The organism is Rudanella lutea DSM 19387 (assembly GCF_000383955.1).
Classification (GTDB): domain Bacteria; phylum Bacteroidota; class Bacteroidia; order Cytophagales; family Spirosomataceae; genus Rudanella; species Rudanella lutea.
In genome coordinates, this window is record NZ_KB913013.1 from 781878 (window position 1) to 795250 (window position 13373).

The following is a 13373-nucleotide window of genomic DNA, read 5'->3' on the forward strand; positions in this document are numbered from 1 at the left end:
GGTAAAATCTGAGCCAACAGCCTCAGTTAGCACTCAGTAGCACTCAGGGCCAGGCCAGCTTCCGATGTTTCCTTGTACTTCGTCGACATGTCGCGGCCGGTGGCTTTCATTACTTTCACGACTGCATCGAGCGAGATTTTCTGGTCGGAGGGCGTACCAGCTGTAGCCAGCAGAAAAGCGTTGTACGCCTTTACGGCTCCCATCGCGTTGCGTTCGATGCAGGGGATCTGCACATAGCCGCCAATGGGGTCGCAGGTCATACCCAGGTGGTGCTCAATGCCAATTTCGGCCGCAGCCTCTACGGCTTCAATGGTTTTGCCAGCGCACTCGGTCAGAAACGCCCCACCCATTGCCGAAGCCGTGCCGATTTCGCCCATGCAGCCCATTTCGGCCCCCGAAATACTCGCATTGTGTTTTACCAGAAACCCAACCGCGGCCGCAGCCCACATGCCCCGGCGGAGCGTAGCCCGGTCGTAATGAAAATGGTTCTTGGCCAGATAGGTCAATCCCGGAATCACGCCCGATGCCCCCGAGGTTGGGGCCGTCACAACAATCCCCCCGGCTGCGTTTTCTTCGGAAGCCGCCAGACAGTACGCATTCAGAAAAATCAGAAAGCTGTCGCTCGTTTGAGCGAGCCCCTTCGCCTGCGCGTAAAGCATCGGGGCCTTACGCCGAAGCCGGATATTGCCCGGCAGGGTGCCTTTTTGCCGGAGTCCCCGCCGAACAGCACGGTGCATTACGTCGAGTAGCTGATCAATCCGGCGATTAATTTCTTTTTCCGAAGCGCTCGTGATGGCCTTTTCGTTGGCCAGCATGAGCTGTTCGAGCGTCATCCGGTTTGCTTTCAGGTGCGCTTTCAGCTCCTTCATGGTCTGGTACGGATACGGCACCGTAACCGAGTTGGCGGGCGTTTCGGGTTCGCCTTTCCGAATCACAAACCCGCCCCCAATGGAATAATATTCTTCCTCGGCTAAGGTGCTGCCCCCTGCCTCGGTCAACCGCAGGATCATGGTATTTGCGTAGGGCAATCGAAACGGCGGTTTACGCTCAAAATGAATATTGGCTGGCCCAACCTCAATTGTTTTCACGCCCAACTCGACGGGATAGGTCACCGTTTCGTCGCTCAACAAAGCCAGCAACCCATCAGGGTCGGTAGTTTCGGGTTGCCAGCCGAGCAGCCCGGCCACTACGGCGCGGTCGGTGCCGTGCCCTTTGCCGGTTGCACTGAGCGAGCCGTACAAATGAATATGAATCTCGGAAGCGCGGTCGAGGGTTTCAGCGGGCAATTGTGTCATCCGCTGCCGAAAATCGAAGCTGGCCTTCATGGGTCCAATGGTATGCGAACTCGACGGACCGGGGCCGATCTTAAACAGGTCAAACAAAGAGGTCGTGATGACCGGTGTAGGTACTGAACTCATTGAAATAGATTCTCAAATTGATGAAGCGCCTAAACATACAAAAAACGCGAGAGCAAAGCCTCGCGTTCTGGAGAAATTGTGTGTATTGCCCCGGCAACCGCAGTTAAACTTACGGGCTCACTAAGTTCAAACTCACGTTGATGTACGGAGCATTGCGCAGGGTATTGGCAAAAAGCGGCTTTTCGTTGGCCACCGGATTTTGTGTACCCAGCACATCGTACCGCCAGTTGATGGCCATACCGCCCTGCACCGCCAGCCAGACAAACCCTTTCAGTTTGCGCTCGTAGTTCAGGCGCGGCTTTATTTCGCTTCGGCGTACAAACCAATCGGTATTACGGCCCGCATTATTGCTCAGAAAGAATGAGTTTCCTTCCAGTTCGTACCCAAACGAGAGCAGGGCATTGGTGCCAAAATTGCGCCGGATGGCCGCCCGGGCGGGCAAAATGGCCTCAACACCCCATTTCGGGCTGAAGGTGCGGTTGTAAAATAAGACCGGAATATGCAGCAGGTCGCCCCCGCGATAGGTGCGGGTCAGGCCAAGACCCCACATAAAATTGTCATCTTTTTTCCAGCCGAAAATAGCCGTGCCGCTGTACGTCAGATGCTTGTTACGCAGGTCCGATAAGGCCCGGTAGTTCCCGTTGGCATCGGCGTTGGCCTGTACAATCAGGAAATGGGTGTTATTGAGCGGTTTGAATACCGTAGCATTGACACCCGCCGTACGCAGCCCCTGCTCCAGTGCCCCTTTCAGGCCCGTTGGTGCCGATAAATTGGTTCGGATGCCCGTATTCCAGTACGAAACGCCCAGATTCAGGATAAAATTGGAGCGCGAAATCACGGGTGTGTTATACGCCAGCCGAAGCCCCCGGTAAGCCGTAAGCCGGGCGTCGGTGATTGAGGCCCCTCCTTCCGGGCTACCCACTGAGGTTAACTGAGGGCCAAACTGTGCTTCGTACCCGACCGAGATCAGGCGTGTGGGCGACATGTACAGCACTTTTTGGGTAGCAAAAGTTTTCACCTTGCGGTCGTCGGCATCCGAAAACTCGTCGAAGTTGAGGTCTTCGGGTGGGGCCGAGGTGGTATCGGCCGGGGTGGTTTGGGCAGTAGCCGTGTTATACGTCAAGCAGGCCAGAGCTAGCAGTTTGATGAAGCGAGAATACATACGTACGATGGGAGGTACTGAACAATCTATTTTTTGACTTGCCGTTTCCAGACGTCGGTCCGGCCGAACATGGATACGCCGATATAGCCGCGTACTTCGAGCGTATTCTCGTCGACGAGCTTCATTTCACAGGCATAATCGTTGCCGTTTTTTGGATCGTAGATACGGCCATCTTCCCATTTGTTTTCGCCCTTGTAGGCAAAGTCGCGCAGGTTTTCGAGGCCTTTGAGCGGGCGATTACGCAGGTTTGCTTCCGGGTTGTTAACATCCGTTCGGGGTTTACCGGCGTCGTCGTTGGGCACTTTTAGCCATACAATTCGCCCAAAATACTTATCCCCCTTTTTGTAAATCTGCACCATACCGGTGCCTTCCCCATTTTTCCAGACGCCCAGTACCGCATCAGGATTGTTGGCGCGGGCTGTGAGCGTAGCCAGTAGTAAGAATGAGGCAAGCCAAAAACTTTTCAGTCGTGTAATCATGGTTCTGTGGTTAATGAATATACCAGAAACGACACTTTTACTTTTTTGTTTAAAAGTAATGCTATCATTTTTTACAAAAGTAAAGGGTAAGGCTTTCACCTTACCCTTTACTCGTGACTATTCCACCCGGGTGGTTATCCTTCTTCGCTTACCGGTCGGGGTTGCCAGCGCCAAAGGTACCGGCAGGCCAGGGTCCGGTACGGTCGCCAGGGTTCGGCGATTTCGTGTAACCGACGGTACAGCGGTCGGCCGGTTTCGGTGAGCCCATAGGCCCGGACCATCTTTTGCCGAATCACCAGATCATCGACGGGCAACACATCGGGCCGGTCGAGCACAAACATCAGCAGCATTTCAACGGTCCACCGACCAACGCCCTTGATCGGAATAAGGTAATGGATCACCTCTTCGTCGGTCAGAGCATCGAAAAACGGCCGATCCATTCGGTTGGCCAGTGCAAACTCGGCGACGCTACGCAGGTAGCCTATTTTTTGAAACGACAACCCTGCACTGCGCAGTTCTTCGGGCGTTTTGGCCAGCAACCGCACCGGGTCGGGGTAGCCCTCGGCCGGGGTTCCCGCACCCGACAAGGGTAGGTCGGGTGCGGGGGTCGGGTCGAGAAACAAGAGCCGGAATTTCCGGAAAATAGCGTCGGCTGCCTTCACCGAAATCTGCTGCGACACAATGCTTTCCAGCAGGGCCAGATACACATCGTCGTTCCAGTCGTAAAACGCCTTCGGAAGGGGCGTTTCGGCAATAATTTTACCCATAACCGGGTCATTGGCCAGATGGCTCAGGGCAGCGTCGGCAGGGATCATTCCAGACGGTAAAGCTGATTAAACAATAATTTGAAGGTGCCATGCGGCTGTGCCCGGAACGTTGCTTCGGGGCCAACCACCACCAGCCGACCCGCACCGACCGGGGCGGCAAAGGCAGCTACACCATCCTGCAGGTACTGCTGACCCCAGGCCCAGCCACTGCGGAGGGGCTTGTCGGTAGCAAACCAGGCCAATGGTTGCACGGCCCCGCTCGCAATGGCGCTGGGGGCAACATGAAATACCGGGCTCGAATCGAAGTACACATCGGTCTGCGCGGGCATACCCCAGTTTGCCTGATGGGTAGAATCGAGCGATACGCGGAGCAAGCTGCCGGGGATGTAGTACTTCTCGGCAGGCAACGGACGCTCCTGACCCGTGGGTCCCAGTTCAGTGAGGGCATTGCGAACGGGCAAATCGAGGTGATAAGCCAAGTTAGCACTGCTGCCCATGGTGACAATGGTGCCACCGTCTTCCAGAAACTTCTTCAGGGCCGGGATCGACTTATCGGGCGTGATACGACCCACCCACGACCGGAACTCGGCCGGAATCGAATCTACTTTGGGTTCGCGGGGCGTGTAGCCGCCCATCTCACCACCACGGCCCCCCTTGGCCGGAATAGCGCGTGGCACAAACACCAGCACATCGTACTTTTTGCGGAGGTCGCCCCCGTCAATTTCGGGTGAGTACACCACGCTCGCCGGGAAATGGAACTGCTCCATAAGTAGGCGCAACCAGCCCGACGGCATCGAACCGCCGTAGGTGTCCCAGATAGCCACACGGGCGGGCTTCAGTTTCACCAGTTTACCGGCAGGCCGCTTCGACACGCCGGTGGCACTCAGGCCCAGATCTACACCCGCTTTTGTCAGCATCTCGCGCGACTTAGCCGAGGCCGGCACAAAAAACGAACCGGCATCACCTTTGCCCGAACCGGCGGGCATCCGAAATACCTCGACACCCGCTTTGAGCAGGTCATTGACTGCCACAAAGGCATTGTTCATACGGGCAGGCAGCACATACCCCGCGGCCGCACCGGTTGCCGCAACGGTAGCAGCCGGCGCACTAAGCAACTCACCATACGGCAGCGCTTCAAACGGCCCGTTGAAATCGGTCAGTACCCGGTCGAACTGAACGCCCATCTGGAACGCCAGGGTCCAGCCAGCGGCATCATACGGCCGAATCGGTGGGCCACCCGCGTAGGCAAAATCGTTGGGGTGATCCTGGGGTTCAAACATATCCAGAATATGCGGCCGGAATGATTGCGCCGTTTTTACCACATACGAACCCGCCGGGTAATTCCGGCCGTTCACGCTGAACGGAGCCGTAGCCCGGTGCACCTGAATACCGGTACGGATGAGGGCATTGAGAAACTTCACGGCCGTGGGAAAATCGGGCTGATTGGCCGAAATGATGTAGCCACGGGCGTCGCGCAGGGTCGAATCTTTCAGAACAGCATCGTAGTAGCGCTTCGGAATACCACCTTCGCGGGCGGCTGCGGCATGACCAGCCGTATCGGGGCGGGGCTTCTGAACGGCCGCCCGGTAAGCCTGCTGGATAGCATCGATGCGCTTGGGCGACAAGGTCCAGTAATCGCTGCTGCCGCGCTCAATTGAGTTTTTACCCATGCGGTAGATGTTGTACAACACCTGATCGCGGTGCCGGGCTGCGTAGTCGAGCACCGAGTAGTTCAGCGACATCGAGTAGTCAATCGACTGCTTGAAATGCCATTTCTGCGGCAATACCGGTAGCGGAGTGTTGCCATTGGGCAAAAGTCGCTGCGGCACTACGGGCACATCTTCTGGCGTGGGTCCGCCGATAATCTCCGTCAACAGGCCCAGCATGTTGTGAAAGTGCGTGGTTGTCCGCAAACCACCGTTGTACCAGGTCGAAAACACCGAGCCATTCAAACGGGTGTAACCAGGCTTGTTCTCGGAGTTCAGGCGGTTAATCATCGACGCCCCGATGGCATCCAGACCCGTAATCATGAGCGGATCGAACACGTAATTGAACGGGTCGCGGTACGGCGGGCCCGCCAGTACCGACCCGGCCGGGCCACGCTGATGGTGGTTGTACATGATCTGCGGAATCCAATCGACAAATAATTGCCGACCCATGTTCTGGGTTTCCTTCAGGTTCATGATGTAAAAATCCCGGTTGTTATCATGCCCAGCGTATTTTTCGTACAGGCGGGGCAGGTACTCCAGGCTGCGCTTTTGCGGTACAGGGTTGCGCATGTACCAGTTGGCCACCAGTTCGTGCCCGTCGGGGTTAGCGTGTACGAGCAACACAATACAATCGTTCAGAATCCGGGTTGTCTCGGGGTCTTTGCGGCTTACCAGTTGCCAGGCCGTTTCGATCAGCTGCATGGTACCAACAGTCTCGGTCGAGTGCAAACCTCCGTCAATCCAGACCACGGCTTTACCTTCGGCCGCCAGCGCGCGGGCCTGCTCGTCGGTGAGGCCTTCGGCACGGGCCAGCCGACGCGAAATGTCCTGATACCGCGCCAGATTTTTGAGGTTCTCGGGCGACGACACCACCAGCATATACTGATGGCGGCCCTCTTCGGTGAGGCCAATGTCAACCAGTTTTACCCGGTCCGACTGCGCCAGCTTTTTAAAGTAGGCCTCCGTTTGGGTGTAATTAGCCAGTTGGTAGTCATCACCGATATTGAAACCAAAGTGTTCCTTTGGCGACGGAATCGGCTGGGCAACGGCTATCGACAGGCTCAGCAACGAGCCCGCACAAAGACGTAAAAGTTTTTGGAACATACTGGGGTAATTTAGAGGGTAGGTGGGCGTTTGTGATGAAAACCGCGGACCACACCCCAAAAAAAACACATTTCCGGTTCGGTTGGGCCCTTGTTCTGAAAATATTACCCGTAATTCCCTGCTGGGCAGACCTCGATACCAACCGGCCAAAAAGTTAGCCAGGACGTGGATAATTTCGTCGGTTAATGCCCAATTTTGCCCCAATGAGTCGACGCCGATATAAAACAGGTCAGAAACAGGCCGGAGCCTCGCCCGGTACCATCACGTATGTGGGTCGCGAGGTGGCCCATGCCACTCGAATCTCGCGCATTGAGTACAACACGGCCGAGTATCACATTGATGGATCGGGGCGGTTGAGCAACTGCCGTATTCCCGCGGCCAGTACGCCGTTTGTGACCTGGATCGATGTCGACGGTATTCACCAGCCGCAGGTGATCGAGGCACTGGGGCAGCAGTTCAACCTGCACCCACTCCTGCTCGAAGACGTGGTCAATACAGAGCAGAAACCTAAAAGCGAGGCTTACGATGATGGCGTTTTGTTCGTAACGCTCAAAATGCTGCACTGCCATAACCGCATCAGCGAAATCGACGCCGAACATATCAGTTTTGTGCTCGGTCCCAATTACCTCATTTCGTTTCAGGAAGAACGGACGTCGGACATTTTCACACCGGTACTGGACCGGATCAAAGCATCGGCGGGCAAAACCCGGCGCAACGGCCCCGACTACCTCATGTACGCCCTGATGGACCTGATTGTCGACCGATATTTTGAAGTACTCGATTTTATTGGTACTCAGCTCGATAAGCTCGAAGACCGGATTGTACAGGTGCAGGTTGGGGGCAATGGCGTACAGCAACCCACCCTCACCGAGCTCTACAGCCTGAAGCGCGAACTAACCTACACCCGACGGATGGTGTGGCCCCTTCGCGACATGATCGGCGCACTTATTCGCGAAGAACACCCGCTTATTCAGCCGGGTACCCTCCCCTACCTCCGTGACCTGTACGACCACGTGACGCAGGTAATTGAAACCATTGATTCGTACCGAGAACTGATTCCGGGTCTGATGGACGTGTACCTCTCGACCATGAGCAACCGGATGAACTCGGTCATGAAAACGCTCACCATTTTCTCGGCTATTTTCATGCCCCTCACGTTCATTGCGGGTATCTACGGCATGAACTTCGAGAATATGCCCGAGCTGAAAACCACCAACGGATACTTCATTACGCTCGGGGTCATGGCCGCTACGGCCGCCGGGCTCATTATTTATTTCCGCCGTCGCGGCTGGATGTAACCCCTTTCTTGCATGAATCCCATCTGGCTTACCGATTCTCGCCAGGTCATTGCCGACCCCCAAAACACTGTTTTCTTTGCCATTCCGGGTACCCGGCACGATGGCCACCTGTATATCAACGAGCTGTACGAACGCGGAGTCCGGCAGTTTGTGGTGCAACAGGGCATGGAACGCCCCGAATGGCAGGCCCTGCCCGATGCCGAGCTAATTCGGGTGCCCAACGTACTGGGGGCGCTTCAGCAGGAAGCCGCCCGACACCGGGCTCAATTCTCGATTCCGGTGGTAGGTATTACAGGTAGCAACGGCAAAACCATTGTGAAAGAGTGGCTGGCCCAGCTCCTCGCTACCGATTTTGTGATCGCCCGTAGCCCAAAAAGCTATAATTCGCAGGTGGGCGTACCGCTTTCGGTGCATCAACTCAACGGGTCGCACACGCTCGGCATTTTTGAAGCCGGCATTTCGGCTCCTCACGAAATGGCCAACCTGGAACCGATTGTGGCCCCTACCATCGGGGTGTTTACCAATATCGGAACTGCCCACGATGAAGGATTTCGGAGCCGTAAGCAAAAAGTCGCTGAGAAACTGAGGCTCTTTACCCACGCCCCATGCCTCATTTACCGGAAAGACTATTCCGACATCGACGAGGAGATCCGGCTGTTGCTCAAAGCTGTCAACCCGGCTATTCGGCTCGTGAGCTGGTCGACCACCGATCAGACAGCCGACTTTACGGCTGGGGTGAGCGGCAGTGCGCTCCTGCTTTCTCGCTCCGACGGCACAAGGTGGCACCTTCAGCTCCCCTTTACCGACCCGGCTTCGGTCGAAAACCTCATTCACTGCCTGCTCGTGCTTCTGGAACTGGGCCTGACCAACGAGGTCGGGCTACAAACACGGCTCAATCGGCTCCGGCCCGTGTCTATGCGACTCGAACTGAAAGAAGGTATCCATAATAGTGTGCTCATCGACGACTCGTACAACAACGACGTAGCCGGTTTGCAGCTTGCTCTTAACTTTTTGAATCAGCAACGTACGCGCCCCCGGCAGGTGATTATTTTGTCGGATGTGCTGCAATCAGGTCAACCCGAAGCCGACCTCTACACCCAAATCGGACAACTCATTACCGAACAGCATCCAGACCTGTTTGTGGGCATTGGCCCGGTTATGAACCAACAAAGAAGCCATTTTCCGGCTGGGAGCGCTTTTTACCCCGACACCGAGTCGTTTTTGGCTCAGTTACCCGCCGAGCTTTTCCGCGATGCCGTGGTGCTGGTCAAAGGAGCCCGGTCGTTCACCTTTGAGCGGATTATCAATCGGCTACAGCGCAAGGTACACGGCACGGTACTGCACATCAACCTCGATGCCCTCACCCATAACCTCAATTACTACCGCGCCAAGGTTAGCCGGAGCGCCGGACCGTCTCAAACCAAAATCATGGTGATGGTGAAGGCCTTTGCGTACGGCAGCGGCAGCGTTGAGGTGGCCCAACTGCTCCAGTTCAACCGGGTCGATTATCTGGCCGTTGCGTATGCGGACGAAGGAGTACAACTCCGGCAAAATGGCGTCGATTTACCCATTATGGTCATGAACCCGGCTCCCGAAACCTTCGCCACCCTGCTCGACCATCGGCTCGAACCCGAAATATATAGCCTTCGACTCTTGCGTGAATGGTGCGATTTTGTGCAAACCCGGCCCCATCTGAACCCCGATGAATCGGTACGGCTACACCTCAAAATTGATACGGGTATGCACCGGCTTGGTTTTTTGCCCGACGATTTACCCGCTGTTATCGCGTTGCTCAACGAACACCCCAATCTGCGGGTATCTACCGTTTTTAGCCATTTGGTCGGGGCTGACGAAGCCCAGTTCAACGCCTTCTCGCAGGAACAGTACATGCGCTTTGTGCAAGCCACTACCCAGCTCGAAGCAGGCCTGGGGTACCTGCCTACGCGGCACCTGCTCAACTCGGCCGGGATTGTACGGTTTCCCGAGTTTCAGCTCGATATGGTACGGCTGGGCATTGGCCTGTACGGTGTCGAAAGCAGTCAGATTGAACCGGGGCGCGTATTGCCCGTCGGAACGCTCCGCACTGTCATTAGCCAGATTAAAACCGTACCGGCGGGCGACACCGTTGGCTACAGCCGCCGGGGCGTACTTGACCACGACGCCCGCATTGCTACGCTTGCCATCGGATACGCCGACGGTTACGACCGGCGCTTTGGCAATGGCGTGGGTAAAATCTGGGTCAACGGGACCCTCTGCCCCACCGTCGGGAACATCTGCATGGACATGACGATGATTGATGTAACAGGGGCTTCGGTATCAGAAGGGGACGAGGTCGAAATCTTCGGCCCAAACGTTTCGGTTAAACAATTGGCCCATCAGATAGGTACAATCCCCTACGAACTTCTCACCAACGTAAGCGACCGGGTAAAGCGGGTTTTTTACAAAGAGTGACAAATGCATCCCACTCAAACGTCTCATTTTCAGAAAGTTAAATGCTTTCAATTATTAATAATGAATTAAAATTATAAGGTGAGACTTTGTTCATACGTAAAATTTTGATTAAGTTGTGATCCAATTCTTAATCCTATTTTTTTATGAACAAACTAACTTCTCTTGGAAAGCGGGCGGCAACCGTTCTGCTGAGCAGTGCTCTGCTGTACAGTTGCCAGCCCCAGATTGAATTAACGCCAACAACAACCGGTCAGGCCCGGGTTGCCGAACGGGGCAACTTTGTCCCTGGCGAGGTGTTGGTGAAGTTTAAAGATGGCGTCGTATCGGAAAAAGTTCTCAAAGCCCTTAGCAAACAGAAGTACAGCAAAGCCGAGAAAATTCTGACCAAAATGATGGAAGACAAAGGCGACAAAGAAGGAGTTACGCTCCTTTCGACGTCGCTGGATGTGTTTGAGGCCATCAACGAGCTAAAAGGCATGCCGGAAGTTGAGTATGCCGAGCCAAACTACATTTACACGCTGGATGCCACCTCCAACGATTCGTATTTCACCAGCGGACAACTTTGGGGCATGTACGGCGCATCGACCTCACCCGCTAATCAGTTTGGCAGCGGGGCCGCCGTGGCCTGGAACGCCAATAAACTCGGTTCGAGCAGCGTGATCGTCGGTATTATCGACGAAGGGTACATGCGGACGCATACCGACCTGTCGGCCAACAGCTGGGTAAACCCTTACGAAACGAGCAATGGCATCGACGACGATGGAAATGGCTACGTAGACGATCTGTACGGCTGGGACTTTGCATCGAACAATGCCTCGATTTACGACGGCCCGTCTGACGATCATGGTACGCACGTAGCGGGCACTATTGGCGCACGGGGCGGCAACGGCACCGGCGTGGCTGGTGTGTGCTGGAACGTAAAGATGATTGGTCTGAAGTTTTTGGGCAGTAGCGGAGGCAGCACCGCCAATGCCATCAAAGCCATTGATTACCTGACCGACCTGAAACGGCGTCATGGACTCAACATTGTAGCCAGCAATAACTCATGGGGTGGTGGCGGCTACTCGCAGGCACTGCGCGACGCCATTGAGCGCGCCAATGCAGCGGGAATTCTGTTTGTGGCTGCCGCTGGGAATGGGGGCTCCGATGGGGTTGGCGATAACAATGACGCCGTGGCTAACTACCCCTCAAATTACAACAACACCAACGTGATTGCGGTAGCGGCCATTACCTCGTCGGGGGCTCGGTCGAGCTTCTCAAACTTCGGCGCAACAACGGTCGATCTCGGGGCACCGGGTTCGGGCATCTGGTCGACGGTACCGACGTCGAGCGGTGGGTCGGGCTATGCTTCGTATAACGGAACATCGATGGCGACTCCGCACGTGACCGGAGCTGTTGCTCTGTACAAATCGCTGTACCCAACGGCTACGGCTTCACAAATTAAGTCGGCCATCCTGAACACCACCGTACCAACCGCATCTCTGTCGGGCCGGTGCGTAACGGGCGGACGCCTGAGCGTAGCCACGTTCTAACTTTCCTTTACCAACCCATATTGATCGAGGGCAGTACTTATACTGCCCTTTTTTTATAACTATCAGACAAACAATTCGATAGAAAAGTCTCTCTTAATCAACTTACCGTTTACACAATAGTATGCTTCCAGTAAACTTACCATAACATACATTTGAAACTATTACCAACAATTCACTACACACAAATGAAACGTTTCCTGTTTATGGCCGCTATCTTCGGCCTTACCCTCACCAGCTGTTCTAAGAGTGATGATCCCACACCTGCCAGCGACCCCACCACCCTAATCGCCAAAAACTGGAAAAACACCCAAACTGACCTGTTAGTCGACGGAAAAGTGGGAACTGCCCTCTATAAAGAAGGAGCTAAAGACAACCCACTGGATATGTCAAACTTCAAAATGAACCTGAACAGCAACGGCACCTTTGTGGAGAGTGACGTTGATGATCAGGGAAAACCCTATCAGGATAAGGGCACCTGGAAACTGACCGACTCCAACAAAAAGCTGCAACTCACCTACGAAGACAAGACCGTTGAGACATACGACATTACCAGTCTGACCAGCAGCGAATTACAGGTAAAAGCCGAACAGAAGCTTTCTTCGGTAAGTCAAAATGATGATTTCGGATTGGCGTTTATTGCCATTTTCCTCGGCATTACCCCGAAAGAATCGCTGGGTCTTCAGATGAAGTTCAAGCCTCAGTAATGCGCGGCTTAGCCAACAAAAAAGCGCCCTCAGTCTGGGGGCGCTTTTTTGTTGAGCAGGGGCCAGGTTATTGCTTTTTGGCCTTTACGGTCTCTACATTCTTCTTTTTTACATCCATTTCGGTCAGCGCGTTTTCCTGTTCGGTTTTGTTCAGGTCAATGTCTTTGGTCAACTGCTCGAGTTCCTTCGCATTTTCATCAAGACTACGCTGGAGCCGCTCTTTTTCGCGCTTGTTCCGCTCAATATCCCGCCCAAGCCGTTCGCCTTTCTGCACCGACCGCTGATGTGCTTTCTGAGCCTCGGCAAAGCTTTCTTCGGCAATACGCACTTCGTTATTATATAGCGCCTTAGCCGCGAAATCTTTCAGCAACGTCTCAGCAGAACTGTAGCTGGGGTCGCCGGGCCGGGCAAAATTGCCGCTGCCCAGATCAAACGACGCGAACAGGGTTGTCGACGTTTTACCTCCTTTTACCTGGCTAATCAGATTAATCGGTTCCGACGATACCGACGGAATATCGGCATTGGTCACCCGAAACACTCCTCGCGAGAGATTCAGTCGGCCGTACGACCGAAGCGCCTGTTCCCACTCACGGCTAACCGCTTTTTCGTCGATAGGTACTGTCAGAAACAAGCCCGACAACTTATTCTTCTCTATTGTCTGTTCGCCGGCGTACACCGTCTGCGCCCGGCTACTAAAGCAGGCCAACATCAGCATTGCCCAGAAACCAATCCAGTTTGTTTTCATCACG

General features: G+C 54.8%; 10 protein-coding genes. 4 read left to right on the plus strand and 6 right to left on the minus strand.

The annotated features are described in order from the left end of the window. Positions 1-26 precede the first annotated feature (26 nt). The 5 genes from RUDLU_RS0103405 to RUDLU_RS0103425 all read right to left on the minus strand — a co-directional run bounded on the left by RUDLU_RS0103405 (position 27) and on the right by RUDLU_RS0103425 (position 6639). On the minus strand, positions 27-1418 hold the full coding sequence (locus RUDLU_RS0103405) for an L-serine ammonia-lyase (RefSeq protein ID WP_027302720.1): 1392 nt from the start codon (positions 1416-1418) through the stop codon (positions 27-29). Positions 1419-1527: 109 nt separating this feature from the next. Then, a complete protein-coding gene (locus tag RUDLU_RS0103410; RefSeq protein ID WP_019986948.1) occupies positions 1528-2580 on the minus strand; it encodes a DUF6268 family outer membrane beta-barrel protein in 1053 nt (350 codons plus the stop codon). Between the two features lie 26 nt (positions 2581-2606). Continuing rightward, the gene (locus RUDLU_RS0103415) at positions 2607-3059 is read right to left on the minus strand and encodes a DUF2147 domain-containing protein (protein ID WP_019986949.1); all 453 of its coding nucleotides are present in this window, start codon (positions 3057-3059) and stop codon (positions 2607-2609) included. 134 nt (positions 3060-3193) lie between these two features. Further along, positions 3194-3874 carry a DNA-3-methyladenine glycosylase family protein gene (locus RUDLU_RS0103420; protein WP_019986950.1) on the minus strand — a complete coding sequence of 227 codons (681 nt, stop codon included), beginning with the start codon at positions 3872-3874 and terminating at the stop codon, positions 3194-3196. Continuing rightward, a complete protein-coding gene (locus RUDLU_RS0103425) occupies positions 3871-6639 on the minus strand; it encodes a M14 family metallopeptidase (protein WP_027302721.1) in 2769 nt (922 codons plus the stop codon). The genes RUDLU_RS0103420 and RUDLU_RS0103425 overlap by 4 nt, the downstream gene beginning before the upstream one ends. Positions 6640-6842: 203 nt before the next feature. On the opposite strand from RUDLU_RS0103425, the gene corA reads away from it, so the two are divergent. The 4 genes from corA (at position 6843) to RUDLU_RS0103445 (ending at position 12624) form a co-directional block, all read left to right on the plus strand. After that, a complete protein-coding gene (gene corA, locus RUDLU_RS0103430) occupies positions 6843-7937 on the plus strand; it encodes a magnesium/cobalt transporter CorA (protein ID WP_027302722.1) in 1095 nt (364 codons plus the stop codon). A gap of 12 nt (positions 7938-7949) precedes the next feature. Further along, positions 7950-10388 carry a bifunctional UDP-N-acetylmuramoyl-tripeptide:D-alanyl-D-alanine ligase/alanine racemase gene (locus RUDLU_RS0103435; RefSeq protein WP_019986953.1) on the plus strand — a complete coding sequence of 813 codons (2439 nt, stop codon included), beginning with the start codon at positions 7950-7952 and terminating at the stop codon, positions 10386-10388. 143 nt (positions 10389-10531) lie between these two features. Further along, positions 10532-11920, plus strand: a complete 1389-nt coding sequence (locus tag RUDLU_RS0103440; RefSeq protein ID WP_019986954.1) for a S8 family peptidase — start codon at positions 10532-10534, stop codon at positions 11918-11920. 185 nt (positions 11921-12105) lie between these two features. Then, the gene (locus RUDLU_RS0103445) at positions 12106-12624 is read left to right on the plus strand and encodes a lipocalin-like domain-containing protein (protein WP_019986955.1); all 519 of its coding nucleotides are present in this window, start codon (positions 12106-12108) and stop codon (positions 12622-12624) included. A gap of 67 nt (positions 12625-12691) precedes the next feature. Here RUDLU_RS0103445 and RUDLU_RS0103450 read toward each other — a convergent pair whose 3' ends face one another. Continuing rightward, a complete protein-coding gene (locus tag RUDLU_RS0103450) occupies positions 12692-13369 on the minus strand; it encodes a hypothetical protein (RefSeq protein WP_027302723.1) in 678 nt (225 codons plus the stop codon). Positions 13370-13373: the final 4 nt, after the last annotated feature.

Coding starts and splice junctions, on each gene's coding strand:
- RUDLU_RS0103425 (WP_027302721.1), bottom strand. CDS start 6,639: ATGTTCCAAAAACTTTTACGTCTTTGTGCGGGCTCGTTGCTGAGCCTG.
- RUDLU_RS0103445 (WP_019986955.1), top strand. CDS start 12,106: ATGAAACGTTTCCTGTTTATGGCCGCTATCTTCGGCCTTACCCTCACC.
- corA (WP_027302722.1), top strand. CDS start 6,843: ATGAGTCGACGCCGATATAAAACAGGTCAGAAACAGGCCGGAGCCTCG.
- RUDLU_RS0103440 (WP_019986954.1), top strand. CDS start 10,532: ATGAACAAACTAACTTCTCTTGGAAAGCGGGCGGCAACCGTTCTGCTG.
- RUDLU_RS0103435 (WP_019986953.1), top strand. CDS start 7,950: ATGAATCCCATCTGGCTTACCGATTCTCGCCAGGTCATTGCCGACCCC.
- RUDLU_RS0103415 (WP_019986949.1), bottom strand. CDS start 3,059: ATGATTACACGACTGAAAAGTTTTTGGCTTGCCTCATTCTTACTACTG.
- RUDLU_RS0103405 (WP_027302720.1), bottom strand. CDS start 1,418: ATGAGTTCAGTACCTACACCGGTCATCACGACCTCTTTGTTTGACCTG.
- RUDLU_RS0103410 (WP_019986948.1), bottom strand. CDS start 2,580: ATGTATTCTCGCTTCATCAAACTGCTAGCTCTGGCCTGCTTGACGTAT.
- RUDLU_RS0103420 (WP_019986950.1), bottom strand. CDS start 3,874: ATGATCCCTGCCGACGCTGCCCTGAGCCATCTGGCCAATGACCCGGTT.
- RUDLU_RS0103450 (WP_027302723.1), bottom strand. CDS start 13,369: ATGAAAACAAACTGGATTGGTTTCTGGGCAATGCTGATGTTGGCCTGC.